Genomic DNA, 23,764 nt, shown 5'->3' on the forward strand with positions numbered 1-23,764 from the left:
CAAACTCCGTCGCCTGCGCAACTTAAGGCCGGATGCGCTCGAACATGGTGACCTCGGCGCTTTTGTAGGACACCTGCCCGAAAGGCACATAGCCCAGCTTCCCGGCCAGCCGGACCGAGGCCGTGTTGTTGGGATTGATGATGCAGACGGTGCGGGTCTGTGACCGATTGGCGTCGAACCATGCATGAGCCGCGCCCACAGCCTCCGCGGCGATGCCACGGCCATGCGCCACTGTCGCGGTGATCCAGGCGGCTTCCGGATAGGGATCGAACATCTCGCCGAAGCCGCGATGGAAGTCCGCAAGCCCGGTCTGGCCGAGGAGGCGGCCGCTCTCCTTCTCGATGATGACAAAAAGCCCATATCCCAGCAGCGACCAGTGCCCGGCATAGCGCAGCAGACGGTGCCAACTCTCCTCCCGCGACATCGGCCCGCCGATGAAGCTCATGACTGCGGGGTCGGAGAGCAGCGCATAGCAAGCCTCGAAATCGTCCAGGACGGGCGGGCGGAGCAGCAGGCGTTCGGTCTCGATCATGATAGCTTTGAACCATTTCCAGCGCTCGTCGCCTATGGCGGAGATGCGCGCTCCCGGTTGCGCGCCGGACACATCGCCGCGGCAGCCTGCGCCCCTCCCCAGCATGAATCGGCGAGCATAAGTTCCTGATATGTTCTTGCGCGCGACTTGAAGCTCGATTAGCCTCACGCAAGGGCAGGATGCGAAAAAGTGGGAACCGGTTTTTCGCATTGATCCTGCCCTAACTCTCAGTTGAGAGACGGATTCAGATGTCAGATGGGATCACTGTGTGAGCCCCTCTGACATCATCGGGCTCTTGGGCAAGGGGTGGCGCTGATGGTGACGCGGGTCGCGACGGTGGCGTTCGAAGGCATCGAGGCGCGCGCCGTCGATGTGCAGGTGCAGGTGACGCCGGGTGGCGTCGCCTTCATCCTGGTCGGCCTGCCCGACAAGGCCGTGGCTGAAAGCCGCGAGCGGGTGCGCGCCGCGCTGATCGCCTCGGGGCTGGCGCTGCCGGCCAAGCGCATCACCGTCAATCTCGCGCCGGCCGACCTTCCAAAGGAGGGCAGCCATTACGACCTGCCGATCGCGCTCGGCGTGATGGCGGCGATCGGGGCGATTCCCGCTGACGCGCTTGCGGGCTACACCGTGCTGGGCGAGCTCGCGCTCGACGGCTCGATCACGGCGGTGGCCGGCGTGCTGCCAGCCGCGATTGCCGCCTATGGCCGGGGCCAGGGGCTGATCTGCCCGGCGGCGTCCGGCCCCGAAGCGGCCTGGGCCGCCGCCGATATCGACATCCTCAGCCCGCGCTCGCTGATCCAGCTCGCCAATCATTTCAAGGGCACGCAGGTCATGGCACGGCCCGAGCCCGCCGTGGCGCGACAATCGGGCTCCCTGCCCGACCTCGCCGACATCAAGGGCCAGGAAAGCGCCAAGCGCGTCCTCGAAATTGCGGCGGCAGGAGGTCATAACCTCCTGATGAACGGGCCGCCCGGCGCCGGAAAATCGATGCTGGCGAGCCGGCTGCCATCGATCCTGCCGCCGCTGAACCCACGCGAATTGCTGGAAGTCTCGATGGTGCTCTCGGTCGCAGGCCATCTCGCCGACGGCGCCCTGACCGACCGGCGGCCCTTTCGCGCGCCGCATCACTCGGCCTCGATGGCGGCCCTCGTCGGCGGCGGTCTGCAGGCCAAACCCGGCGAGATCTCCCTCGCCCATCACGGCGTGCTCTTCCTCGACGAATTGCCGGAGTTCCAGGCGCAGGCGCTCGATGCCTTGCGCCAGCCGATGGAGACCGGCGACGTGCTGATCTCGCGGGCCAATCACCGCGCCGTCTACCCGGCCCGCTTCCAGCTCGTCGCGGCGATGAATCCGTGCCGCTGTGGCAAGGCAACCGAGCCGGGCTTCGCCTGCCGCCGCCAGCAGAACGAGCGCTGCATGGCGCAGTATCAGAGCCGCATCTCCGGGCCGATGCTCGACCGTATCGACATCACCATCGACGTGCCGGCGGTCACGGCGTCCGACCTGATCCTGCCGAGCCCGAGCGAGGGCTCGGCCGAGGTCGCCGCCCGCGTCGCCTCGGCAAGGCGGCTCCAGACGGCGCGGTTCGAGGCGCTCGGTCTCGGCGGCATCTCGACCAATGCCGCCTGCCCGGCGCCAGTGCTGGACGAGATCGCGCGGCCCGACAATGCCGGCATGAAGCTGCTCAAGGATGCCGCCGATGCGATGCGCCTGACGGCGCGGGCCTATCACCGTGTCCTGAAGGTGGCCCGGACGCTGGCCGATCTCGACGGCGAGCCCAAGGTCGGGCGCATCCATCTGGCCGAAGCCCTGTCCTACCGCTCGCGCATCGACCAGGTCGCGCAGGCGGCGTGAGGCTTGGCCTTCTCGAAAGCCTTGGCCTTCTCGTGAGCCTTGGCCTTCTCGTGAGCCTTGGCCTTCATCGGACAGCGCGCGCTTGCGAGGCTGCGGGTTGTGCGGTCGCCGGCACGCCCGCAAGGTTAATGTTTCATGCCATTCGATCGCTAAACTTCGACGGTCCAACCAACTCTTTCTCAATAGGGCGATGATAAGCAGGGGACATGGCTTTCCCTTCGTCATCGCTGGCATTCTGGATGGTGGTCGCAACGGCGATCCTCGCAATCCTGTTCGCGCTCAAGATGGCGCGGCAGCGCGACCGCATCGTGCGCCAGGCCACCGAACTCGCCCATGACATCGAGACACTGAACGACCGGCTCTGGGCGCTGGCAGACAGCGAAGAGCGCTATCGCAGCCTGATCCAGGCGCAGGGCGACCTGATCGTGCGCCGCGATGGCGAGAGGATCGTATACGCCAATGCCGGCTATGCCTCCCTGCTCGGCTTGAGTGAAGCCGAGGTCATCGGCAGCCAGGCGCAGCCGAGGCGTATCGCCTGCCGGCCGGCGCTCGCGCTGGGCGACGGCGCCCGGGTCTTCGACGAGAGCCTGGCGACGCGCGAAGGCGAACGCTGGATCTCCTGGGTCGAGACCGTCGTGCCGGTCGCGCTCGGCAAGACCGTGCTGCAGCGCGTCGGCCGCGACATCACCGCCCGGATCGCCGGCGAGCAGGAACTGGTCGAGGCCCGCGCCCGGGCCGAGAGCGCCAGCGAGGCGAAGTCGCGTTTCCTTGCTACCGTCAGCCACGAATTCCGTACGCCGCTCAACGGCATCCTCGGCATGGCCGATCTGCTTGGCGACACGCGCCTCGACCCCGAGCAGACCACCTATGTCGGTGCGCTGCGGACCTCGGGCGAGGCGCTGCTCTCGCTCGTCGACGACATTCTCGACGTCGCCAAGGTCGAGGCCGGCAAGCTCGAATTGTCAGTGGCGCCCTTCGATCTCGGCCCGCTGGTCGAGACCGTCGGCGAGTTGATGGCGCCGCGCGCCCAGGCGAAAGGCCTGGACATCGCGACCTATATCGCACCCGATCTGCCCAGCCGCCTGGTCGGCGACCGCGATCGGCTGCGCCAGATCCTGCTCAACCTCGTCGGCAACGCCATCAAATTCACCGAGCACGGCGGCGTCGGCATCCGCCTCGATCGCGCCGGGGAGATGATCGAGATCACCGTCTCCGATACCGGACCGGGTATCCCGGAAGACCGACTGCAGGCGATCTTCGACGAGTTCGAGCAGGCCGACAACACCGCCACGCGCAGCCATGAAGGCACAGGGCTCGGCCTTGCGATCGTGCGCCGGCTGGTCGCCTTGATGGGCGGCGAGGTCGGCGTCGAGAGCCGGCCTGGCGAAGGCGCGCTCTTTCACGTCCACCTGCCGCTCGCGGCGGCCGAGGCCGGCACCATCCTGACCCCGCCGGACTGGCGAGGGCGGCGCGTGCTGGTCGTCTCGACCGCCCCCTTCGCCGGGCGCTTCCTGGCGGACACGATCGCGACCACGGGCGCTACTGCCATTCTGGCGACCGGAGCCGACGGAGCGCTCGCCCTGCTGCGGCAGGATGCGGCCCCCGACGCTATCCTGATCGACCAGTCGATCGGCCCGGACGCGGCGCGTGCACTGGCGGAAGCGGCGCGCGAGGCCGGGCCGGGCGAACGGTTGATCATGCTCTCCCCGACCGAGCGGCGGCAATTCGGCGTGCCGCGCGAGCAGGGCTTCACCGGTTTCCTGATGAAGCCGGTGCGGGCGCGCTCGCTCTATGAGCGCCTCTCGCCACGGCCGGACACCGCCCTGCTCCTGCCCGATTCGCGCCAGGACGCGCCCTCTCCCATACTCCCGCTCACGCCGCGGCTCACCGTGCTCGTCGCTGAGGACAACGAGATCAACGCCTTGCTGGCGACACGGACGCTGGAGCGGCTCGGCTGCGCCGCGATCTGGGCCCGCAACGGGCGCGAGGCCATCAGCCATGTCGCGGCCAGCCTGAAGGGCGAGGCGGCGGCGCTCGACCTCGTCCTGCTGGATATCCGCATGCCGGAGCTCGACGGGCTTTCGGCCGCGCGCATTATCCGCACCATGGAGGCCGAGGCGAAGGCCGACGCAAACCTGCCGCTGATCGCCGTCTCCGCCAATGTTTCCGCCGCAGATCGCAGCGCCGCGCGGGCCGCCGGCATGGATGATTGCCTGGCTAAACCTCTCGACCGCGCCGCGCTGAAGCGCTGGCTCGACCATGTCGAAGGCCGCCTGATGTTGACTTTGAGCGCCTGAGACGACGTCATAGCCCTGACGCAGTTCTGTCGCGATCCTGTTAAATCGCCGGCGCTAGCGTTCCCATCGCCAGCATCGGCGGCGCAGGGGGCAAGACGAGCCATGGCATTTGAGGTCTTTCGCGGCCACGATCAGCCGGCAAATCAATTGCCGGCCGGACATCCGTTCCTGGCGCGGCTGCGCAAGCTCAGCGGCCGCCCGGGCGAGTTCGACCCGCTTTCAGGCACGCTCGGCCGTTCCGGCTCGCTCGAGGTCAGGCTGGCGCGAGGCCCGCGCGAGATCTGGCGGGCACAACGGCTGCGCTACCGCGTGTTCTATCAGGAAATGTCGGCCAAGCCCGATGTCGTCTCGCGGATGTTCCGCCGCGACGCCGACCGTTTCGACGGGGCTTGCGATCATCTCCTGGTCATCGATCATGCCGCGCGCGGGCGCTTCGGCGGTGTGAAGCCCAAGGTCGTCGGCACCTACCGCTTGATGCGGCAAGGCACGGCGACGCGCTTCGGCGGCTTCTACACACAAGGAGAGTTCGACCTGCAGCCGCTGCTCGCGCGCCACCCATCCGCGCGCTTCCTCGAGCTCGGCCGCTCCTGCGTGCTCAAGCCCTATCGCACCAAGAAGACGGTCGAACTGCTCTGGCACGGCATCTGGGCCTATGTCCGCCACCATCGGATCGACGCGATGTTCGGCTGCGCCAGCTTCGACAGCACCGATCCCGACGCGCTGGCGCTGCCACTGAGCTTCCTGCACCACCATGCCCGTTCCGAAGGCGAGTGGGGCGCCGCTGCCCGGTCCGACCGCAGCGTGGCGATGAACCGGCTCCCGGTGGAGGGGCTCGACGCCAAACGGGCGCTCAAACAGATGCCGCCATTGATCAAGGCCTATCTCCGGCTGGGTGCCCGTTTCGGCACGGGCGCGGTGGTCGACCGGCAATTCGGCACCACCGACGTGCTGGTGATCCTACCCGTGGCCGCGATCGACCGGCGCTATCTCGATTATTACGGCGACGAAGGCCAGCGCTACGCGGCTTGAGGGCCTTTAGGATCGCGAGTGAACCGCTGCATCATTCCAGGGCGAGCCATAGGCTCGGAATGACAGCGGAGGTTTGCAAGCCTATTCTCCGGCCTCCGCCAGCGCCCGCAGGGCCTCGCGATAGGTGGGATAGCGGAGCGCGTAACCGAGTTCCCGCTTCATCAGCGCGTTCGAGACGCGCTTGTTCTCGCCATAGAAGCTCGCCGCCATCGGCGTCAGCTGCGCCGGATCGAACGGGATCTCGGGCGGCGGCTCGATGCCGATCAACCCGGCGGCGAAGCTCACCACATCCTGCGGCGGGGCGGGCTCGTCATCGGTGACGTTGTAGACTGCCCCGTTGCGCGGCTTTTCAAGCGAAGCCAGCAGCACGCCGGCGATATCCTGCGCATGGATGCGGTTGAAGACCTGACCGGGCTTGACCAGGCGCCGCGCCGTGCCCGCGCGCAGGTTGACGATGCCGTTGCGGCCGGGGCCGTAAATGCCGGCGAGGCGGAAAATCTGCACAGGCTTGCCGGTCTTCTCCCCAAAGGCGAGCCAGGCCTTGTCGATCGTCAGCCGCAGCGTCGAGCGTGCATTGGTCGGCCGGCATTCGGCCGTCTCGTCGATCCAGGCGCCGTCATGATTGCCGTAGACGCCGATGGTCGAAAGATAGCCGATCCAGCGCAGATCGGGCGCGGCCGCAAGCTGACTGGAGAGGCAGGCGAGCGCCGGGTCGCCATCCTCGCCGGGCTGCGCCGAGACCAGCACGGCATCGGCCTCCATGACGGCTTTGGCCAGCCGCGACGACACCGCGAAACCGTCGAAGACCAAAGTCGGAATGCCGGCGCGGCTGAGCGCTCCCGCCTTGTCGGCCGAGCGCACCGTGCCGGTGACCTCGAAGCCCCCAGCCAAAGCAGCACGCGCGAAAAAACCGGCGGTATAGCCGAGGCCGATGATGACGAGCTTCATGCAATGCATTCCGGCTGGGATGGGAGGGCGAGCCATTCCTTGCGGACATCCGCATCGGCTTCGCCTGCGAGGGCATGAGCGGCGAGGTGCCCGGCCCGCACTGGTGCGAGCCTGATCAGCGCCCAGGCGGCCATGGCGCGCACCAAAGGCGAGGCATCCGCGACCAGGGCCTCGGCGCTGGCGGCAAGCTCGGGCCGGTTGCTGTTGCCGATCGCGATCAGGACGTTGCGGACGAAGCGATCGCGCCCCGTGCGCTTCACCGGCGTGCCGGCGAAGAGCGTGCGGAAGGCGGCATCGTCCAGCGCCGCGAGATCGGCCAAGGACGGCGCGTCGAGACCGTCTTTGAGCGCGAGCCGGGTTTCCTGTGCGGCGGCGGCGAATTTGTTCCAGGGGCAGACGGCCAGGCAATCATCGCAGCCGAAGACGCGGTTGCCGATGCCGGGGCGCAGCGCCGCATCGATATGGCCTTGATGCTCGATGGTGAGATAAGCGATGCAGCGGCGCGCATCGAGCTGATAGGGCGCCGGGAAGGCGTCGGTCGGGCAAATATCGAGGCAGCGCCGGCAGGAGCCGCAATGGTCGCTCTCGGGCGCGTCCACCGGCAATTCGGCCGTGGTGTAGATCGCGCCCAGGAAGAGCCAGGAGCCGTGCTCGCGCGAGACCAATACGGTGTGCTTGCCCTGCCAGCCGAGGCCGGCGGCCTCGGCGAGCGGCTTTTCCATCACCGGGGCGGTGTCGACGAAGACCTTGACGTCCGCCCCGCCCTTCGCAGCGAGCAGGCCGGCGACGCTTTTCAGCTTGCCCTTGATGACGTCGTGATAGTCGCGCCGCCGCGCATAGAGCGAGATCGCGGCCTTGTCGGGCTGACCGAGGATGGCGAGCGGGTCGCTATCGGGCGCGTAGCTCATGCCGAGCATCACGACGCGACGCGCTTGGCTCCAGAGCTTTCGCGGCGCGGCGCGCTCAGTGACGCGTTCCGCCATCCAGCCCATCTCGCCATGATGGCCGGCCTCGAGCCAGGCCTGGAGACGCTCGGGAACCTGCGGGATGGCCTCCGTCGAGGCGATGCGGATGACGGCGAAGCCCTCGGCCCGGGCGCGCTCGACGACCGCCCGCTTCAGGCGCTCGCCCTTCAAAAATCCAGATTGTCGTAATGCGCGCTCGGAGCCATGCCCGGAATCCGGTCGGCCAGCAGCGGCCGGAAGCTCGGGCGGGACTTGATCCTCGCATACCATGCGCGCGCGGCCTCATCCTCTTCCCAGGGCACGTCGCCGAGATAGTCGACGCAGGAGAGATGCGCCGCCGCGGCGAGATCGGCATAGCTCAGTTCGGCCCCGGCAAGCCAGTTCCGCTTGGCGGTGAGCCAGGCGATGTAGCGCAGATGATAGCGCACATTGGCGCGCGCTGCGCGGATCGCGCTCATTTCGGGCGGCCCGCCGCCCTCGTCGCGGCTCATGAAGCGCTTCATCACCTTTTCCAGCACGAGCGGAGCGGTGATCTCGGCATCGAACTTCAGATTGAACCAGTCGAGCAGCCGGCGCACCTCGACACGCCCGCCCGGCCCTTCCGGCAGGAGGCGGCGCTCGGCCAGCGCCAGACCGCGCGTCTCGTCCAGATATTCGGCAATGACGCCGGCGCCGGGAACAGCAAGCCCGTTCTCCTCGCGGAAGACCGGCGTGGTGCCGGCGGTGTTCAGTTCAAGGAACTCGCGCCGCCGCTCCCAGACGCGCTCCTCGACCAGGTCGGCCTCCATGCCGAACTCGCCGAGAGCCAGCCGGATGAAACGCGAATGCGGACATAGCGGATAATGAAAAAGGGTCGCCATGGCACTCATGAAACAGCGAGATGCGGCCGAAGCAGGGCCAGCGGAAAGGCGGGACGCAGCCATGCGCCAGGCGCTTGCTATAGTCCCAGGCCGCGAAGGTCACAACCCGCGGGGTGCGCAGTGCCTCGATTTGCAGCGGCCGCATTGGCGAATTGGTAACCGAATTGCAAAGAGCTTGGCCCATGGAAGGGTGCGGTTTACCAAGCGCGGCGGCGCGCGATTCGCTTCAAAGGACAGCCTCTCATGCAAAACCTGATCGAAGCGGTCGTGCTCGGCATCGTCGAGGGCCTGACCGAGTTCCTGCCGGTCTCGTCAACCGGCCACCTCCTGCTGCTCGGGCATTTCCTCGGCTTCGAATCCAACGGCAAGAGTTTCGAGGTGCTGGTCCAGCTCGGCGCGATCCTGGCGATCATGCTGGTCTATTTCCGGCGCCTGCTCGATATCGCGCTGCGCCTGGGCAGCGACCCCGCCGCCCGGCGCTTCGTCATCGGCGTGCTCATTGCCTTCCTGCCGGCGGCCCTGATCGGCGCCGTGCTGCACGGCTTCATCAAGAGCGTGCTGTTCAACCCGTTCCTGGTCTGCTGCGCGCTCATTGCAGGCGGGCTCGTGCTGCTGGTCGTCGACGAGCTCGAACTCGAGGTGAAGCACACCGACGCCACCACCTTCCCCCTGCCGATGTATCTCAAGATCGGCTTCGTCCAGTGCCTGGCGATGATCCCCGGCGTCTCGCGCTCGGGCTCGACCATCGTCGGCGCGATGCTGCTGGGCGCCAGCAAGCGCGCGGCAGCCGAATTCTCCTTCTTCTTGGCCATGCCGACCATGACGGGAGCCTTCGCCTACGACCTGCTCAAGAGCTACAAAACCCTGACCTTCGACGATTCCCTGCTGATCGTGGTCGGCTTCGTGGCGGCCTTCTTTTCGGCGCTGATCGTGGTGCGCAGCTTCCTCGACTACGTCTCCAGGCGCGGGTTCGCGATCTTCGCCTGGTGGCGGATCATCGTGGGGCTGTTCGGGCTGGCGGGCTTGTGGATCGTCGGCTGAGCTCGATCGCTCGCTAGAGCGTTTTCGAGCGAAGTGGACACCGATTCGCGTGAAGAAAACGCGTTAAAACAAGGAGCTAGGGCATTTCCGCGATTCGGAGAAACGCGGAAATGCTCTAAGAGCGCGGATCGCTCAGCGACTCCGTGATCATCTGAGCCTGCACCGTCGCCGCGCGCGGCAGCGAGCCGGTCTGACGCTCGATCATGCGGTGGACGACAGGCGGGTTCTCGCCCTTGTGCAAGGCGCGGACGCGATCGCCGATCTCGGCATCGGCCTGGGTGACACGCTGGTTCTGGCGGATGTACTCGACCCAGGTCGGGCTGTCATAGCGCTCGACCCAGAGTTCCGCATTGGTCAAGTCGCGCAGCAAAGTCCAGTGGCGCGCGCCGTCGCGGCGGCGAATGCGGCGGCGCTCGGCCATGGCGTTGAGGAAGACGACGACGTCCTCCTCGCGGATCAGGTATTCGATCGTGACGATGACCGGCCCGCTGCGCGGTTCGATATCGACTGCGACCTTGGGCTCGCGCCAGCGGCTCAGCGGATCCAGGTTGAGCGCCTCCAGCGGCGGCAGGGCGTAGCGCAGGCCGAGCGCCGCCCCGACCAGGAGGATGACCGCCGCCATCAGCAGCGCCTGCTCGGTGCCGAAATGCAGGACCGCCCGGCCCCAGGCCCAGCTGCCGATCGCCATGCCGCCGAAGGCGCCCATCTGATAGAGCGCCAAGGCCCGGCCAACGACCCAGCGCGGCGCCGAGAGCTGCACCGTGGCGTTGAAGGTCGAGAGCGTCAAAACCCAGCCGGCGCCACCGATGCAGAGCGCCGGCATGGTCAACCACAGGCTCGTGCTGACGGCGATCAGCGCAACGGAGACGGCAAAGGCAACGAAAGTCGCCCGCACCAGCGCCTCGGTGCTGAGCAACCGGCGCAGCCTTGCACTCATGAAGGCGCCGCCGACAGCGCCGGCCCCGAAGGCTCCGAGCAGCACGCCGAAGATCAATGGACCGCCCTGGATGAGATCGCGCGCGATCAGCGGCAGCAAGGCAAGAGCGACGATGCCGCCGAAGCCGAAGGCGAAGGCGCGCAGGATGACGCTGCGGATGTTGGGCGACATCGCGACATAGCGCAGCCCCGCCCCCATCGCGATCCAGAGCGTCTCGCGCGGCAACAGGCGCTCGACCCTAGGCGGTTGCCAGCGCGCCAGCACCGTGATCAGTGCGATATAGCTCAGCGCATTAATGGCGAAGGCGGCGAAGGCTCCAGCCGCCGCGACGATTGCGCCGCCGATCGCCGGACCGACGCTGCGGGCGATGTTGAAGGCGACGCTGTTGAGCGTCACTGCGGCGGGCACGTCCCGGCGCGGCACCATATCACCGACCGAAGACTGCCAGGCCGGGTTGTTCAAGGCCGTGCCACAGCCGATCAGGAAGGTGAAGGTCAGCAGCCACCAGGGCGTGATCAGCCCGGACCAGGAGAACATCGCGAGCGCGATCGAGACCACGAACATGAAGCCCTGCGCGGTCAACATGATCTTGCGGCGGTCGTAATTGTCCGAGACCGCCCCCGCGGCCAGCGAGAACAGCATGACCGGCAGCGTGGTCGAGGCCTGCACCAGCGCGACCATGTCGGGCGAGGCCGCGATCGAGGTCATCATCCAGGATGCGCCAACAGCCTGGATCAGTCCGCCGAAATTCGAGGCGAGGCTGGCAAACCAGACCTTGCGGAAGATCGGCTGCTGCAGCGGCACGAAGGGCGACATGCGCTGCGAGGATAGTTCGATGCCCTCCGAGGCGAGATCGGCGGCGGCGACATCTTCGACAGGCTGAGCGTGAGGATCGACAGGCATGCCACAGGGTTAGAGCCTGCGACGCGGGCTGCCAACCATGAAAGATCGGCTCCGTCTTCAAGCACCCGTCTGTGCCGGAACGCCATCGCTGCGGCGCGCCCGGCGCGGCTTGGCCACTGGAGCCCGCCAGGCATGAACGGCCGCGACAGCAAGCCCGACCAGCGCCACCCAATGCCCCGGCCGCAGGAAGCCGAGGTCCTGATAGACCAGAACATCGGCATTGGCCTGGAAGACGTCCCAAGCCGAGACACCGCTCGTCAAGGCATACCAGGCCGTCTCGCAGAGCGCCGTGGCAAGCCCGGTCAGAAGTGCCGCCGCGATCAAGACCGGGGTGGTCATCGCGAGCTTCAATCGGTTCAGCCCGCGATAGAGCAAGAGCAGCGCGAAGAGCCCGTTCAGCAGCGCCGGCTGGGTGACATCGATCTTCGACTGCAGGGCGAAATGCAGCAGGCCCAGCCCGGTGATCAGGTAGACAAGGTTGTGCAGGCGCTGCCAGTTCTTCGCGCCCATCCGGCGAATCATGCCGTCGGTCGAGGTGACGCCGAGCGCGGTCAGGCCCAGCAGCGCGGTGAAGCCGATCGTCAGATAGAAGCGCTTGACGATCTCGGAGACGATCAGGCCCCAGTCGAAGGCAAGGTCGATGCAATAGAGTGTCAGATGCCCCGCTGCATAGGCCAGCACCGAGAGGCCGAGCATCCGGCGGATGCCCAGCAGCTTGCCCCAGTCGAGAATGCGCCGGAGCGGCGAGACCGCGAGCGTGACCAGCAGCAACCGGATCGCCCAGGTGCCGGTGTCGTGCACGGCCCGCGTCCAGGGTTTCGAGCTGAGCTGGCCGGTCCAGGCCTCATAGGCCAGGATCAAGGCCGGCACGAGCACCAGCGCGAAAGCAAGCGCACGCAGGGCCGAGAACCGCCCCTGCCGATCCAGCCATGGCAGCCATCCGTCCACGCCATTCTCCCGTCTGCCGTTCACCCCATGGAGATACGCGACAGCCCTTGCCTCTGTCTTGCACGTCTGCACACAAGGGCGTGAGCGCTTCACCATTCCGCAACATCTGTCGATGGACCCGAACCATGTCTGCCGAGAATCCGCCTGCCAGGAATCCCTCCGTCGTCTTCGATGTCGGCAACGTCCTGCTCCGCTGGGATCCGCGCCTGCTCTATCGCGAGTTGATTCCCGATCCCGCGAAGCTCGACTGGTTCATGCAGAATGTCTGCACCGCCGCCTGGAACATCGAGCAGGATCGCGGCCGCTCCTGGGAGGAGGCCGTGGCACTCCTGGTCGCGTCCCACCCCGAATGGGAACGTGAGATCAAAGCCTTCGACGAACGCTGGCACGAGACGGTGCCCGGCGTGATCGAGGACAATGTCGCGCTGCTCGCCGAACTCAAGGCGAAGGGCGAGAACGTTTATGCCATCACCAATTTCTCGCGCGAGAAATGGGCGGAATGCCTGATCCGCTTCCCCTTCCTGCAAAGCTTCGACGGCGCGATCGTCTCGGCGCATGAAGGCCTGATCAAGCCGGATATCGCGATCTACCGCACGCTGCTGGAACGCTACGCCCTGAGCGCGCCCGACTGCATCTTCATCGACGACAGCCGCAAGAATGTCGAAGCGGCGCGCGCGGTCGGCATGCAGGCCGTGCACTTCGTCGAGCCGATCGATCTGCGGGCGGAGCTGCGAGGGTTGGGCGCCATGGTCTAAATGCTCTTTGCTTCAACGCGTTTTCTTTACGCAAACGCGCCCGCTTCGCTCGAAACGCTTCAGCGGCGATGTCGGTGAAGCCGAACTCGCCGCTTGACCGCGCGCGAGCTGCTCGCGATGGTAGATTTCCGTAACGGAACCGTCGAAGTGAGACCGTCATGCTGAGAAGCCGACTGTTCTCCGGCAATGCGCGATTGAAGGCGTGCTCGACGAGCAACTCAAGCCATGTCACGGCAGGCCAGAAGGGCGAATTCGTCGCCCTGCTCCAATACGCGCTGCTCGTGCTGGAAAAGGCAGCCATCGCACAGGCCGAGATCGATGCCGAGGCCTATGGCAAAACCACCGCCGCGGCCGTGTTGAAGTACAAGACGAAACGGCAGATCATCAATCACAGCTACCAGACAAAACCCGATGACATCGTCGGGATCATGACCATTACGGTGCTCGACGCCGAAATCTTCGCGTTGGAACGGGCCAATGGTATCGTGCCGTTCAGCCGCGCCAGTGCGGGCCGGCTGAAGCACTGGGCAGTTTGACGGTCGCCTCTCTCGCCACACCCACGCGGAAGATTCAGCCATGGTCGCTAGCAGTGTCGAGCTTTCCTCGCTGAAGCACAACTTCGTCACTAACCTTGCCGTACCGGCGCTGGACTTCACGCCGAACTTCGCGGTGCTACATCTCACGCAAGGCTGCAAACGGTCCGAACTCGCCGCTTTGGAGGCTGGGAGGAAAATCGAGGACATCATCACCGGCGCCGCCTGGAGCGGGACAAGTGGCTTCAAGCTCAAGGCCGGCGCCAAGGCCGATGATTTCGAATACGGCTACTCGCAAACCGCGCTCTTCGGGACCTTTTTCGCGACCTATGCCGGTGAGAAGCCGGCGCTGGGTTCGATCAGCGTCGAGCTCGGCCTCGACGCCACCACCCTGCCCGACGGCAGCACGACCCATCGCCCCTGGAGCGCGCCAGATGCCTTGGCCCGGGAAAAACGCGCGGCGGACGGCACGATCACCTGCCCGCAGCAGGACCATCCCAACCTCGTCATCCCATTGACGATGATCAACAAGAACCCTGACTTCAAGGGCAGCAACGCGATCAAGAACCACCTGCACTCGGTCAAATATGTGCTCTCGTTCCACGCGCTGCTTTGCGAGCGGAAGAAGACGGGGCACGACCTCGAACCGATCGCCGGCTTCCGCTGGGCGACGACCTGGAACTTCGAGCTCAAATACCGTCAGGGAAAACCAATAATCGTTCAGAATGCATCGAGCCGGTCCTTCGATACGATCGTGTCCGGACCAAGCCTCAATACAGACGAGGCGCTAGCGCTACCGAAGATTTCGGGCCCGCTCTTCAACCCGGAGGTCAATGCCCGCCTTAAACAGGCGTTTCGCGACGATACATCGGCGCTCAAGCGTTATGACAGCACCTGGTTCCTCAGCATCCCCAAGGACTTCTTCACTTGAGGGCACATTGTCCGACATGCTTCAGGCGGTTGCCGTGGCGGCTCAGCTGTCCATCTTCAGCGCGGCAATGAAGGCTTCCTGCGGGATTTCGACCTTGCCGAATTGCCGCATCTTCTTCTTGCCTTCCTTCTGCTTCTCCAGAAGCTTGCGCTTGCGGGTGGCGTCGCCGCCATAGCATTTGGCGGTGACGTCCTTGCGCAGCGCCCGGATGGTCTCGCGGGCGATGATCTTGCCGCCGATCGCCGCCTGGACCGGGATCTGGAACATATGCGGCGGAATCAGGTCCTTGAGCTTCTCGCACATGGCGCGGCCGCGTGCGTCGGCGCGCGAGCGGTGCACCAGCATCGAGAGTGCATCGACCGGCTCGGCATTGACCAGGATCGACATGCGCACGAGGTCGCCCTCGCGATAATCGGTGATGGCGTAGTCGAAGGACGCGTAGCCCTTCGAGATCGACTTCAGCCGGTCGTAGAAATCGAACACAACCTCGTTCAGCGGCAGGTCGTAGACGACCTTGGCGCGGGAGCCGACATAGCTGAGATCAGTCTGGACGCCGCGACGGTCCTGGCAGAGCTTCAAGACCGAGCCGAGATATTCGTCCGGCGTGAAGATCGTCGCCTTGATCCATGGCTCCTCGATCGTCTCGATCTTCATCACATCGGGCATATCGGCCGGATTGTGCAGTTCGAGCACCGAACCATCGCGCAGCTTGAGATGGTAGACCACTGACGGCGCGGTCGAGATCAGGTTGAGGTTGAACTCGCGCTCCAGCCGCTCCTGGATGATCTCCAGATGCAGCAGCCCAAGGAACCCGCAGCGGAAGCCGAAGCCGAGCGCGGCCGAGGTCTCCATCTCATAGGAGAAGCTGGCGTCGTTCAGGCGAAGCCGCGACATCGCGCTGCGAAGCACCTCGAAATCGGCCGCGTCGACCGGGAAGATGCCGCAGAACACCACTGGCTGCACCGGCTTGAAGCCCGGCAGCGCGTTTGCCGTCTGGCGCTTGTCGTCGGTGATGGTGTCGCCGACCGCGGTATCCGCGACCTCCTTGATCGAGGCGGTGAAGAAGCCGACCTCGCCTGGGCCGAGTTCCTTGACCTCAAGCATCTTGGGTTTGAACACGCCGACGCGGTCGACGCCATAGGCGGCGTTGGCGCGCATCATGCGGATCGTCATGTTCTTCTTCAGCACGCCGTCGATGACGCGCACCAGCACGACAACGCCGAGATAGGCGTCGTACCATGAATCGACCAGCAGGCATTTCAGCGGCGCTTCGAGATCGCCCTTGGGCGCCGGCAGCCTGGTGACGATCGCCTCGAGCACGCCCTCGATGTTGATGCCGGTCTTGGCCGAGATCGGCACGGCCTCGGAGGCGTCGAGCCCGATCACGTCCTCGATCTGCTGCTTGATGCGCTCGGGCTCGGCGGCAGGCAGGTCGATCTTGTTCAGGACCGTGACGATCTCATGGCCCGCATCGAGCGCCTGGTAGACGTTGGCGAGCGTCTGTGCCTCGACGCCCTGCGAGGCGTCGACGACCAGGAGAGACCCTTCGCAGGCCGCCAGCGAGCGTGAGACCTCATAGGCGAAGTCGACATGGCCTGGCGTGTCCATCAGGTTCAGGATGTAATCCTTGCCATCTTGGGCGCGGTAGTCGAGCCGCACCGTCTGGGCCTTGATGGTGATGCCGCGCTCTTTCTCGATATCCATCGAGTCGAGCATCTGCTCACTCATATCGCGCGCCGCCACCGTGCCGGTGGTCTGGATCAGCCGGTCGGCCAGCGTCGATTTGCCGTGGTCGATATGCGCCACGATCGAGAAATTGCGGATGTTGTCGAAACTGCGGGTGCTCATGGGCGCGGGAATAGCAGCGATGCCGCATCCCGCCAAGGGTTTGCCGCCAAGGGTTTGCGGCGTTTGCGGTTATTCCGCCGCGGCAAGTTGCTGCTGGGCCGGGCAGGGCTCCAGCGCCCAGGTCAGGGCGCGATAGTCGAAGCCGCTCTCCAGCGTCGGCTTCACCACTGCGAAATAGGGCGAGATGTCGAAATCGCGCGGCATGTAGAGCGAATGGTGCCGGATATGCAGGATCTCCTCGAAATCCTCCTCGTCCATCGCCTGCGCATATTCGACGGTCGGCAGCACGGGATAACGCGCCGCCTCAAAAGCCTGCGCGATCAGGGTGGAACAGATCGCCCGCGTCGGATCGCCCGAGCCCAGCGCGATCATGCGCCGGCGCCATGATGGCGGGGCCCAGGGGATCGGGATCAGCCAGCGCATCAGATCGAGGATGTTCTTGAGGTCGTACTGGGTGCCGAGCCGCTCCAGCACATAATCGACGACAATGGCGCGGCCCTCGCGGTCAAGCGCCTGGGGACGGCAGATGCGGGTGCCGAAAGCGCCGTATTTCGACAGCGGCGAGAGCACGCAGCCGACATCCATCTCGACCTCAGCCAGCACCAGCGGCTCGCCCTGCTCGCTGAACTGCCCGGTCTCTCCGACGTAAAGAGCCGCATGCGACCAGGTCGATTGCGTCAGATACTTGATCGCGGCCGAGACCTTCATGCTGCCTTCGACCAGCAGGACATCGCCCGGCCGCAACGCCGATTGCAACCGGGCCAGCGCCTTGGCGTCGACCGGGCGGGCTTCCGGCTTGCCGCGGGTGATGAACCCGACGACGGAACGCCCGAGAAGTTCAAGACCGCGATTCATGGCCGCTTCCCCCGTGTCGCTTGTTTCGCGACCCGCGCCCTTCAAGAGCGTCGTTTGAGCCTCATCAAAGCGCGGATTCCTGAATCTTTCCGGAAACCCGACCCGTCGCGGCGCCCAGACTTGGAAATGTGGTGAAAGCCGAGTTCACGCTGCGTCAGAAGCAAGCGACGACGAAGGCCCATGTTTGGGCTTGACGTTCTCATATAGTAGAATAATTCTCCGTATCATGGAAATGATGGATGACCTCGAACTCGATCAGCGGCTCGGCGCGCGCATCAAGGCGCTGCGCCAGAGCCGCAGCCTGACGCTCGATATGCTGGCCGAACGCTCGGGCGTCAGCCGCGCGATGATCTCGCGAGTGGAGCGGGGCGAATCGAGCCCGACGGCCGCGCTGCTGGACCGAGTCTGCGCCGGCCTCGGAATTGTTCTCTCGGTCCTGTTTCGCGACGAGGGCCATGCCGGCCCGCTCGCGCGGCGCGCCGATCAGTCGGTCTGGACCGATCCGGCCAGCGGCTATGTCCGGCGCAACGTCTCTCCCGCAGGAACCGGCTCGGGGATCGAGATCGTCGATGTCGAAATGCCGGCGGGCGGGCGCGTCCTGCTCGACGCACCGCGCAGCGCCCATCGGCTCGACCAGCAGGTCTGGGTTCTGGCCGGCGAGATGGTGGTCACGCTTGGTGGCGTCGAGCACCGGCTGGCGGCGGGAGATTGCCTGCAGATGCTGCTCGACGGGCCGATCGCCTACCACAACCCCGGCAGCGTGCCCGCTCGCTATGCCGTCGTGCTGACCACCTCCGGCTGAACGCCGCCCAAAGGACGAAGCTGATGCCGGTTGATGCCATCGTGATCGAAACGCTCACCCCGGATGCCGCCAGCAACGCCATCCCGGCGCTGGTCGAGATCCTGCGCGACAGCGTCGCGAACGGGGCCTCTGTCGGCTTCATGGCGTGGAATACGCCGGAGGATTACCGCGGCTTCTGGACCGGGGTCATCGACGAGGTCGGCGCTGGCCGCACGGTGCTGCTGATCGCAAGGTTGGCCGGGGAGATCGTCGGCACGGCGCAGCTTCAGCTGATCGGCAAGCCCAACCAGCCGCACCGCGCCGAGATCGCCAAGGTGCTGGTGCATTCCTCGGCACGGCGTCAGGGCCTCGGCGAAAAGCTGATGCGCGCGGCCGAAGATGCGGCGCGGCAGGCGGGACGCACGCTTCTGGTGCTCGACACCGACGAGGCCGGCGCGGCGCGGCGGCTCTATGGCCGCCTCGGCTGGACAGAGGTCGGCACGATCCCCCGCTTCGCCCTGATGCCGAACGGCCGCGATTGCGGCTCGACCTTCTTCTACAAGACGATAGGCTGAGCCTATCAAGCCTCGGGCGCTGCCTGGCGGAAATAGGGCTCGACCTCGCCCTTGAGCTTCACCGTCATCGGATTACCGAAGCGGTCCTTGGCATTGCCGGCGGTGAGGCGCACCCAGCCCTCGCTGACGCAATACTCCTCGACATTGGTCTTATCGACGCCCTTGAAGCGCACGCCGATGTCGCGGGCGAGCAGCTCCTCATTGTAATGCGGGCTGTTGGGGTTCGAGGAGAGACGGTCAGGGAGCGTGTCGGTCATCTGATAAAGCCTTGACGTGCAGATTTCGGGCGGCAGGAAGGCCGCGTTGGCGGCAGAGGTAGCGCGAACCGGCGGCGATGCCAAATCGAGCGTATCAGCCGCCGCCAGCCTGCTCGATGAGCGCCGCCACCGCGCGCTGGCCCCTCTGGCGAGCATGGGTGAGCGGCGACACGCCATCCCTGTCGGCGAGACTGGGATTGGCGCCGGCATCGAGCACGAGCTTTGCCACCTGCTGATGGCGCGGGCCGCCATCGCCGAGGATCACGATTTCCAGCAGGCAGGTCCAGCCGAGATCATTGACGTGATCGAGGTCGATGCCGCTGGTCAGCAGCAGCTTCACGGCCTCGACATGGCCGCGCTCGCAGGCGGGAATCAGGGCGTTGCCGCCATAGCGGTTGCGGATCGTCAGATCGGGCTTGCGCGGCAGCATCGCTGCTATGATCTCGGCACGTCCCAGCGCCCCGGCCAGGAGCCAGGGCGTGTCGCGATTGGCGGCCTGCGTATTCGGGCTCGCGCCGGCATCGAGCAGGGTGCGGGCGACGGAGACATGATTGCCCGCCACCGCGAGTAGCAAGGCGCTGCGCCCCTGCGCATCCTGCGCATCGAGCGGAGCGCCTGCCTTCACCAGACGGGACACTTCGTCGGCACGCCCCGCCGTGGCGGCCTCGATCAGCGCAGGGTCTGCAGCAGAGGCCGAACCGATCATCAGCGACACACCCAAAACGGCCCCCAGCCAGGCGGCCGCCCCCCTCACCGCCCGCCGTCGAGCAGCCGCCCGACCACCTTGGCGGTGTAATCCACCATCGGCACGATGCGGGCATAGTTCAGCCGTGTCGGGCCGATGATGCCGACGACGCCGACGATGCGTTGCTCGGCGTCGCGGAAGGGCGCGGCCACCATCGAGGAGCCCGACATCGAGAACAGCTTATTCTCGGAGCCGATGAAGATGCGCACGCCGTCGCCGGCCTCGGCCCGGGAGAGCAGATCGATGACATCGGTCTGCGTCTCGAGATCGCCGAAGAGCAGGCGGATGCGCTCGAGATCCTCCTGCGCCTTCAGATCCTCCAGCAGATTGGCCTGGCCACGCACGATCAGATGGCGGTCGGTCGAGGGGCCCGACGAGGTTGCGATACCGCTCTCGACGAGCTTGGCGGTCAGCGCATCGAGCTCGCTTTCCATCTCGGCGCGGTGCTCGGCGATCTCGCGGCGCAGGTCGCCCAGCGTCTTGCCCATGATGCGGGCGTTGAGGAAATTCCCAGCCTCCGTCAGCGCCGAGGCCGGCAGGCCCGGCGGCAAGGCGAGCAGCCGGTTCTCGACCGTGCCGTCATCGGCCACCAGCACGACGAGCGCGCGAGCGGGATCGAGCCGGACGAATTCGATGTGCTTGAGGCGGGCATTGGCCTTGGTGGTGACGACGACGCCGGCGCCGCGCGAGAGTCCCGAAAGCAGGGCCGAGGCCTCGGTCAGCGTCGCATCCAGCGTGCGGTTGGTGGCGGCGGCCTTCATCTGCGCCTCGATGCGGGTGCGCTCGTCGGAGGTCAGATTGCCGACCTCCATCATCGCATCGACGAAGAAGCGCAGGCCTCTTTCCGTGGGCAGGCGCCCTGCGGAGGTGTGCGGCGCGTAGATCAACCCGGCCAGTTCGAGATCGGTCATGACATTGCGCACGGTCGCGGGCGAGAGCGTCATCGGCAGCAGGCGGGCGATGTTGCGCGAGCCGACCGGCTCCCCGGTAGTGAGGTAGCCGTCGATGATCTGACGGAAAATCTCGCGCGAGCGCTGATCGGTTTCGATCAGGCCGCCGGGGGATTCAGGGCGCATCGGCGTGTGGGCGCTCATTTCGGCTGAAAACGCGGGTTCGACATGGGGTTATTGTCGGCTTGGACCTGAGAAGGATCAAGCGGAAACGGTAAACGAAGAGCGCGGGGGCCCTTCTCCCGCATCGAAGTCGGGTCTACCCGACTTCGATGCGGGAGGGAGAAGCGTCACGTATCCAGCCCCAACCTTGCCGCCCCCGGCTCAACCGCTTACAAGCCGCCAACTTCGAACAATCAGGATGCTCCCATGCGACCCTCCAAACGCGCGGCCGACGAAATGCGCAAGGTCACGCTCGAACGCGGCGTGGTGCGCTATGCCGAGGGCTCCTGCATGGTCACCTTCGGCGAGACGAAGGTGCTTTGCGCCGCAACGGTGGAAGAAAAGGGCCCGCCCTGGCTGCGCGGCACCGGCAAGGGCTGGGTCACCGCCGAATATGCGATGCTGCCGCGCGCCACGCATGAGCGCAATCGCCGTGAGGTCACCTCCGGCAAGCCGTCTGGCCGCACACAGGAAATCCAGCGCCTGGTCGGGCGCTCACTCCGCGCCGTGGTCGACCTGACCGCGATCGGCGAGCGCCAGATCGTGGTCGATTGCGACGTGCTCCAGGCCGATGGCGGCACCCGCACGGCCTCGATCACCGGGGCCTGGGTCGCGCTGCATGACGCGCTGAAATGGATGGAGGGCCGCTCCATGCTGAAGGGCTCGAATCCGCTCAAGGACCATGTCGCAGCGATTTCCTGCGGCATCGTCGCCGGCAATCCAGTGCTCGATCTCGATTATATCGAGGATTCCGGCGCGCAGACCGACGCGAATTTCGTCATCACCGGCGGCGGCGGCCTTGTCGAAGTGCAGGGAACGGCCGAAGGCGCGCCCTTCTCGGAGGAGGAGCTCCTGGCCCTGCTCAAGCTCGCCAAGGGCGGCGTGAGCAAGCTTGTCGCGCTGCAGAAGGCGGCGGTGGCTTAAGGGCAGGAGGCAACGATGAATTGGCTGACGACGCTTTCAGGAGTTGTGGTCGGCCTTGTCATCGTCGGAGCCGTCATTGTTCTGGCCTTTAGAATTGAGATCAAACCGCGCCGAAAGCCGTCGCGATTCGCTCCTCCGTCAGGTGATGAAGATCGCGGCCCTAGCGTCGGAACACCAACGGACGTCGGCGGGCCCTAGAGAGATGAGGCAAATACAATGAACAGCCACCGCCTCCTCACCGGCAAGGTCGTGATCGCGACCCATAACCAGGGCAAGCTGCGCGAGATGCGCGATTTGCTTGGGCCCTATGGCATCGAACTGGTCTCGGCCGGCGAACTCGGCCTGCCCGAGCCGGTCGAGGACGGCATGATGTTTTCCGAGAACGCCGCGATCAAGGCCGTCGCCGCGACCAAGGCCTCCGGCCTGCCGGCGCTCTCCGATGATTCCGGCATTTGCGTCGACGCGCTCGACGGCGCGCCGGGCCTGTTTTCGGCCAATTGGGCCGGTCCGGGCAAAGACTTCGCCCCGGCGCTCGCCCGCGTGCAGGCCGAACTCGCCAGGCGCGGTGCGACCACGCCCAACAAGCGCCGGGCGCATTTCGTCTCGGCGCTGGTGATCGCCTGGCCCGACGGGCACCAGGAGCTGTTCGAGGGCCGCGTTTTCGGCGAGATCGTCGATGCGCCGCGCGGGCTCGGCGGCTTCGGCTATGACCCGATCTTCCGACCCGACGGCCACGCCAAGACCTTCGGCGAGATGACCACGAGCGAGAAGCACGGCATTCCCGAGGATGGTTCGGCCGGGCTCTCGCATCGCGCGCGCGCCTTCCATGAGCTTGCAGCCGGCTGCCTGAGGAAGCCCTCATGACCAACCCGGCCGCCCTCACCGAGCGGCCAGGCGCGATCCTGCATCCCACCGCGGATGCCGGTTTCGCGGTCTATGTGCATTGGCCGTTCTGCCTGGCCAAATGCCCCTATTGCGACTTCAACTCCCATGTCCGGCACAGTCCGCCCGATCAGGCGCGCTATGTCGCGGCCTTCCGGCGCGAGATCGCCCATCGTGCGCAGCTCACGCCCGGCCGCACGGTCACCTCGATCTTCTTCGGCGGCGGCACGCCCTCGCTGATGGAGGGCCGCACGGTCGGTGCGATCCTCGATGCGATCGGCGAGCATTGGGCCGTCGATCCCGCTTGCGAGGTCTCGCTGGAGGCGAACCCGACCAGCGTCGAGGCCGGGCGCTTCCAGGATTTCCGCGCAGCCGGCGTCAACCGCGTTTCGCTCGGCGTGCAGGCGCTGAACGATGCCGACCTCAAGGCGCTGGGCCGGATGCATTCGACGCAGGAGGCGTTGGATGCCGTCGCGATCGCGCGCAAATATTTCGAGCGCTATTCCTTCGACCTGATCTATGCCCGTTCGGTCGAGCAGACACCGGCCTTGTGGCGCGCCGAGCTCGAACTCGCGATCAGCCATGCAGCCGAACATCTCTCGCTCTACCAGCTCACCATCGAGCCCGACACGGCGTTCGAGCGGCTGTTCAAGGCCGGCAAGCTCGCGATCCCCGATCACGAGGCGGGGGCAGCGCTTTACGAGACCACGCAGGAGATCACGGCCAAGCATGGCATGCCGGTCTACGAGATCTCGAACCACGCCAAGCCCGGCGCCGAATGCCGGCACAATCTGGTCTATTGGCGCTATGGCGAATATGCCGGCATCGGGCCCGGCGCGCATGGCCGGCTGGTGACGGCGCAGGGCCGCATGGCGCATTCGACCGAAAAGAGCCCGGAAGCCTGGCTGACCCGCGTCGAGGCGGAAGGGCATGCGCTGGTCGAGGACGAATTGCTGAACGCCGAGGCCCAGGGCGACGAGTATCTGCTGATGGGGCTGAGGCTGGTCGAGGGCATCGACCCGGCCGTGTTCAAGGCTCTTTCCGGGCGGAGTTTGCGTGAACCGCGCGTCACGAGCCTGATCCTGGATGGGCTGCTGACCCGAAAGCCCGGCGGCAAGCTCGCAGCGACACCCGATGGCGCGCTGCTGCTCAATGCGCTGGTGGCTGATCTGGCGGCGTGAAGCCGTACGTCATGCTCGGGCCTGACCCGAGCATCTCATAAAATCAGAGCCATTTCCGCGCGAGATTCTCG

Annotated in this window: 23 protein-coding genes; 12 read left to right on the forward strand and 11 right to left on the reverse strand. The window is 66.1% G+C overall.

The features are described from left to right. Positions 1 to 22: 22 nt before the first annotated feature. Positions 23 to 532, reverse strand: a complete 510-nt coding sequence (locus BMZ97_RS15000; protein WP_092171477.1) for a GNAT family N-acetyltransferase — start codon at positions 530 to 532, stop codon at positions 23 to 25. Positions 533 to 847: 315 nt separating this feature from the next. Between BMZ97_RS15000 and BMZ97_RS15005 the strand changes: the two genes are divergently transcribed. The 3 genes from BMZ97_RS15005 to BMZ97_RS15015 all read left to right on the forward strand — a co-directional run bounded on the left by BMZ97_RS15005 (position 848) and on the right by BMZ97_RS15015 (position 5,712). Beyond that, the gene (locus BMZ97_RS15005) at positions 848 to 2,386 is read left to right on the forward strand and encodes a YifB family Mg chelatase-like AAA ATPase (protein WP_092171479.1); all 1,539 of its coding nucleotides are present in this window, start codon (positions 848 to 850) and stop codon (positions 2,384 to 2,386) included. Between the two features lie 206 nt (positions 2,387 to 2,592). Further along, positions 2,593 to 4,683 (forward strand): ATP-binding protein, encoded by a 2,091-nt coding sequence (locus BMZ97_RS15010; RefSeq protein WP_244546413.1) that lies wholly within the window; start codon positions 2,593 to 2,595, stop codon positions 4,681 to 4,683. Between the two features lie 102 nt (positions 4,684 to 4,785). Next, on the forward strand, positions 4,786 to 5,712 hold the full coding sequence (locus tag BMZ97_RS15015; RefSeq protein WP_092170767.1) for a l-ornithine N(alpha)-acyltransferase: 927 nt from the start codon (positions 4,786 to 4,788) through the stop codon (positions 5,710 to 5,712). Positions 5,713 to 5,793: 81 nt separating this feature from the next. Here BMZ97_RS15015 and BMZ97_RS15020 read toward each other — a convergent pair whose 3' ends face one another. Genes BMZ97_RS15020 through BMZ97_RS15030 form a run of 3 tightly spaced genes read right to left on the reverse strand, consistent with a single transcriptional unit; the run spans position 5,794 to position 8,485 of the window. Next, positions 5,794 to 6,660 carry an SDR family oxidoreductase gene (locus BMZ97_RS15020; RefSeq protein ID WP_092170769.1) on the reverse strand — a complete coding sequence of 289 codons (867 nt, stop codon included), beginning with the start codon at positions 6,658 to 6,660 and terminating at the stop codon, positions 5,794 to 5,796. Beyond that, positions 6,657 to 7,796, reverse strand: coding sequence for a tRNA epoxyqueuosine(34) reductase QueG (gene queG, locus BMZ97_RS15025; protein WP_244546414.1), 1,140 nt, complete (start codon positions 7,794 to 7,796; stop codon positions 6,657 to 6,659). The genes BMZ97_RS15020 and queG overlap by 4 nt, the downstream gene beginning before the upstream one ends. Next, positions 7,793 to 8,485: a glutathione S-transferase family protein gene (locus tag BMZ97_RS15030; RefSeq protein WP_092170774.1), complete on the reverse strand. Its 693-nt coding sequence runs from the start codon at positions 8,483 to 8,485 to the stop codon at positions 7,793 to 7,795. The genes queG and BMZ97_RS15030 overlap by 4 nt, the downstream gene beginning before the upstream one ends. Positions 8,486 to 8,728: 243 nt before the next feature. Between BMZ97_RS15030 and BMZ97_RS15035 the strand changes: the two genes are divergently transcribed. Continuing rightward, positions 8,729 to 9,526: an undecaprenyl-diphosphate phosphatase gene (locus tag BMZ97_RS15035; protein ID WP_092170776.1), complete on the forward strand. Its 798-nt coding sequence runs from the start codon at positions 8,729 to 8,731 to the stop codon at positions 9,524 to 9,526. Positions 9,527 to 9,641: 115 nt separating this feature from the next. Here the strand turns inward: BMZ97_RS15035 and BMZ97_RS15040 are convergent, their stop codons facing one another. Together BMZ97_RS15040 and BMZ97_RS15045 are read right to left on the reverse strand one after the other, a co-directional pair. Then, a complete protein-coding gene (locus BMZ97_RS15040) occupies positions 9,642 to 11,279 on the reverse strand; it encodes an MFS transporter (protein ID WP_092171485.1) in 1,638 nt (545 codons plus the stop codon). 144 nt (positions 11,280 to 11,423) lie between these two features. Further along, complete coding sequence (locus BMZ97_RS15045) at positions 11,424 to 12,314, reverse strand: protein-methionine-sulfoxide reductase heme-binding subunit MsrQ (protein WP_244546415.1); 891 nt, start codon at positions 12,312 to 12,314, stop codon at positions 11,424 to 11,426. 125 nt (positions 12,315 to 12,439) lie between these two features. Between BMZ97_RS15045 and BMZ97_RS15050 the strand changes: the two genes are divergently transcribed. The 3 genes from BMZ97_RS15050 to BMZ97_RS15060 all read left to right on the forward strand — a co-directional run bounded on the left by BMZ97_RS15050 (position 12,440) and on the right by BMZ97_RS15060 (position 14,533). Then, complete coding sequence (locus BMZ97_RS15050) at positions 12,440 to 13,069, forward strand: HAD family hydrolase (RefSeq protein WP_092170781.1); 630 nt, start codon at positions 12,440 to 12,442, stop codon at positions 13,067 to 13,069. 158 nt (positions 13,070 to 13,227) lie between these two features. Then, positions 13,228 to 13,605 (forward strand): hypothetical protein, encoded by a 378-nt coding sequence (locus BMZ97_RS15055; RefSeq protein WP_092170784.1) that lies wholly within the window; start codon positions 13,228 to 13,230, stop codon positions 13,603 to 13,605. 40 nt (positions 13,606 to 13,645) lie between these two features. Next, the gene (locus BMZ97_RS15060) at positions 13,646 to 14,533 is read left to right on the forward strand and encodes a hypothetical protein (RefSeq protein ID WP_092170786.1); all 888 of its coding nucleotides are present in this window, start codon (positions 13,646 to 13,648) and stop codon (positions 14,531 to 14,533) included. A 42-nt stretch (positions 14,534 to 14,575) separates the two neighbouring features. Here the strand turns inward: BMZ97_RS15060 and lepA are convergent, their stop codons facing one another. Both lepA and BMZ97_RS15070 read right to left on the reverse strand, forming a co-directional pair. Continuing rightward, the gene (gene lepA / locus BMZ97_RS15065; protein ID WP_092170789.1) at positions 14,576 to 16,381 is read right to left on the reverse strand and encodes a translation elongation factor 4; all 1,806 of its coding nucleotides are present in this window, start codon (positions 16,379 to 16,381) and stop codon (positions 14,576 to 14,578) included. 69 nt (positions 16,382 to 16,450) lie between these two features. Beyond that, a complete protein-coding gene (locus BMZ97_RS15070) occupies positions 16,451 to 17,236 on the reverse strand; it encodes a YiiX/YebB-like N1pC/P60 family cysteine hydrolase (RefSeq protein ID WP_069689741.1) in 786 nt (261 codons plus the stop codon). A gap of 235 nt (positions 17,237 to 17,471) precedes the next feature. Between BMZ97_RS15070 and BMZ97_RS15075 the strand changes: the two genes are divergently transcribed. Together BMZ97_RS15075 and BMZ97_RS15080 are read left to right on the forward strand one after the other, a co-directional pair. Further along, entirely contained in the window at positions 17,472 to 18,038 is a 567-nt protein-coding gene (locus BMZ97_RS15075) for a helix-turn-helix domain-containing protein (RefSeq protein WP_175525567.1), read from the forward strand. A 23-nt stretch (positions 18,039 to 18,061) separates the two neighbouring features. Further along, positions 18,062 to 18,592 carry a GNAT family N-acetyltransferase gene (locus tag BMZ97_RS15080; protein WP_092170795.1) on the forward strand — a complete coding sequence of 177 codons (531 nt, stop codon included), beginning with the start codon at positions 18,062 to 18,064 and terminating at the stop codon, positions 18,590 to 18,592. A 5-nt stretch (positions 18,593 to 18,597) separates the two neighbouring features. Here BMZ97_RS15080 and BMZ97_RS15085 read toward each other — a convergent pair whose 3' ends face one another. From BMZ97_RS15085 to hrcA, 3 genes are all read right to left on the reverse strand, one after another. Continuing rightward, positions 18,598 to 18,849, reverse strand: coding sequence for a DUF3297 family protein (locus tag BMZ97_RS15085; RefSeq protein ID WP_092171487.1), 252 nt, complete (start codon positions 18,847 to 18,849; stop codon positions 18,598 to 18,600). 94 nt (positions 18,850 to 18,943) lie between these two features. Continuing rightward, on the reverse strand, positions 18,944 to 19,555 hold the full coding sequence (locus BMZ97_RS15090; RefSeq protein ID WP_092171490.1) for an ankyrin repeat domain-containing protein: 612 nt from the start codon (positions 19,553 to 19,555) through the stop codon (positions 18,944 to 18,946). 44 nt (positions 19,556 to 19,599) lie between these two features. Further along, complete coding sequence (gene hrcA, locus BMZ97_RS15095) at positions 19,600 to 20,670, reverse strand: heat-inducible transcriptional repressor HrcA (RefSeq protein WP_244546416.1); 1,071 nt, start codon at positions 20,668 to 20,670, stop codon at positions 19,600 to 19,602. A gap of 243 nt (positions 20,671 to 20,913) precedes the next feature. On the opposite strand from hrcA, the gene rph reads away from it, so the two are divergent. From rph to hemW, 3 genes are all read left to right on the forward strand, one after another. Further along, positions 20,914 to 21,630, forward strand: a complete 717-nt coding sequence (gene rph, locus BMZ97_RS15100) for a ribonuclease PH (protein WP_092170800.1) — start codon at positions 20,914 to 20,916, stop codon at positions 21,628 to 21,630. 216 nt (positions 21,631 to 21,846) lie between these two features. Beyond that, positions 21,847 to 22,494: an RdgB/HAM1 family non-canonical purine NTP pyrophosphatase gene (gene rdgB / locus BMZ97_RS15105; protein WP_092170803.1), complete on the forward strand. Its 648-nt coding sequence runs from the start codon at positions 21,847 to 21,849 to the stop codon at positions 22,492 to 22,494. Then, complete coding sequence (gene hemW, locus BMZ97_RS15110; protein WP_092170806.1) at positions 22,491 to 23,693, forward strand: radical SAM family heme chaperone HemW; 1,203 nt, start codon at positions 22,491 to 22,493, stop codon at positions 23,691 to 23,693. The genes rdgB and hemW overlap by 4 nt, the downstream gene beginning before the upstream one ends. Positions 23,694 to 23,764: the final 71 nt, after the last annotated feature.

This window comes from Allobosea sp. OK403 (assembly GCF_900113835.1).
Classification (GTDB): domain Bacteria; phylum Pseudomonadota; class Alphaproteobacteria; order Rhizobiales; family Beijerinckiaceae; genus Allobosea.

Coding starts and splice junctions, on each gene's coding strand:
- hemW (WP_092170806.1), top strand. CDS start 22,491: ATGACCAACCCGGCCGCCCTCACCGAGCGGCCAGGCGCGATCCTGCAT.
- BMZ97_RS15000 (WP_092171477.1), bottom strand. CDS start 532: ATGATCGAGACCGAACGCCTGCTGCTCCGCCCGCCCGTCCTGGACGAT.
- BMZ97_RS15030 (WP_092170774.1), bottom strand. CDS start 8,485: ATGGCGACCCTTTTTCATTATCCGCTATGTCCGCATTCGCGTTTCATC.
- BMZ97_RS15090 (WP_092171490.1), bottom strand. CDS start 19,555: ATGATCGGTTCGGCCTCTGCTGCAGACCCTGCGCTGATCGAGGCCGCC.
- BMZ97_RS15060 (WP_092170786.1), top strand. CDS start 13,646: ATGGTCGCTAGCAGTGTCGAGCTTTCCTCGCTGAAGCACAACTTCGTC.
- BMZ97_RS15070 (WP_069689741.1), bottom strand. CDS start 17,236: ATGAATCGCGGTCTTGAACTTCTCGGGCGTTCCGTCGTCGGGTTCATC.
- BMZ97_RS15005 (WP_092171479.1), top strand. CDS start 848: ATGGTGACGCGGGTCGCGACGGTGGCGTTCGAAGGCATCGAGGCGCGC.
- BMZ97_RS15085 (WP_092171487.1), bottom strand. CDS start 18,849: ATGACCGACACGCTCCCTGACCGTCTCTCCTCGAACCCCAACAGCCCG.
- BMZ97_RS15020 (WP_092170769.1), bottom strand. CDS start 6,660: ATGAAGCTCGTCATCATCGGCCTCGGCTATACCGCCGGTTTTTTCGCG.
- BMZ97_RS15040 (WP_092171485.1), bottom strand. CDS start 11,279: ATGTCGCCCTTCGTGCCGCTGCAGCAGCCGATCTTCCGCAAGGTCTGG.
- BMZ97_RS15035 (WP_092170776.1), top strand. CDS start 8,729: ATGCAAAACCTGATCGAAGCGGTCGTGCTCGGCATCGTCGAGGGCCTG.
- BMZ97_RS15010 (WP_244546413.1), top strand. CDS start 2,593: ATGGCTTTCCCTTCGTCATCGCTGGCATTCTGGATGGTGGTCGCAACG.
- BMZ97_RS15075 (WP_175525567.1), top strand. CDS start 17,472: ATGGATGACCTCGAACTCGATCAGCGGCTCGGCGCGCGCATCAAGGCG.
- BMZ97_RS15015 (WP_092170767.1), top strand. CDS start 4,786: ATGGCATTTGAGGTCTTTCGCGGCCACGATCAGCCGGCAAATCAATTG.
- rph (WP_092170800.1), top strand. CDS start 20,914: ATGCGACCCTCCAAACGCGCGGCCGACGAAATGCGCAAGGTCACGCTC.
- rdgB (WP_092170803.1), top strand. CDS start 21,847: ATGAACAGCCACCGCCTCCTCACCGGCAAGGTCGTGATCGCGACCCAT.
- lepA (WP_092170789.1), bottom strand. CDS start 16,381: ATGAGCACCCGCAGTTTCGACAACATCCGCAATTTCTCGATCGTGGCG.
- BMZ97_RS15055 (WP_092170784.1), top strand. CDS start 13,228: ATGCTGAGAAGCCGACTGTTCTCCGGCAATGCGCGATTGAAGGCGTGC.
- BMZ97_RS15050 (WP_092170781.1), top strand. CDS start 12,440: ATGTCTGCCGAGAATCCGCCTGCCAGGAATCCCTCCGTCGTCTTCGAT.
- BMZ97_RS15080 (WP_092170795.1), top strand. CDS start 18,062: ATGCCGGTTGATGCCATCGTGATCGAAACGCTCACCCCGGATGCCGCC.
- hrcA (WP_244546416.1), bottom strand. CDS start 20,670: ATGCGCCCTGAATCCCCCGGCGGCCTGATCGAAACCGATCAGCGCTCG.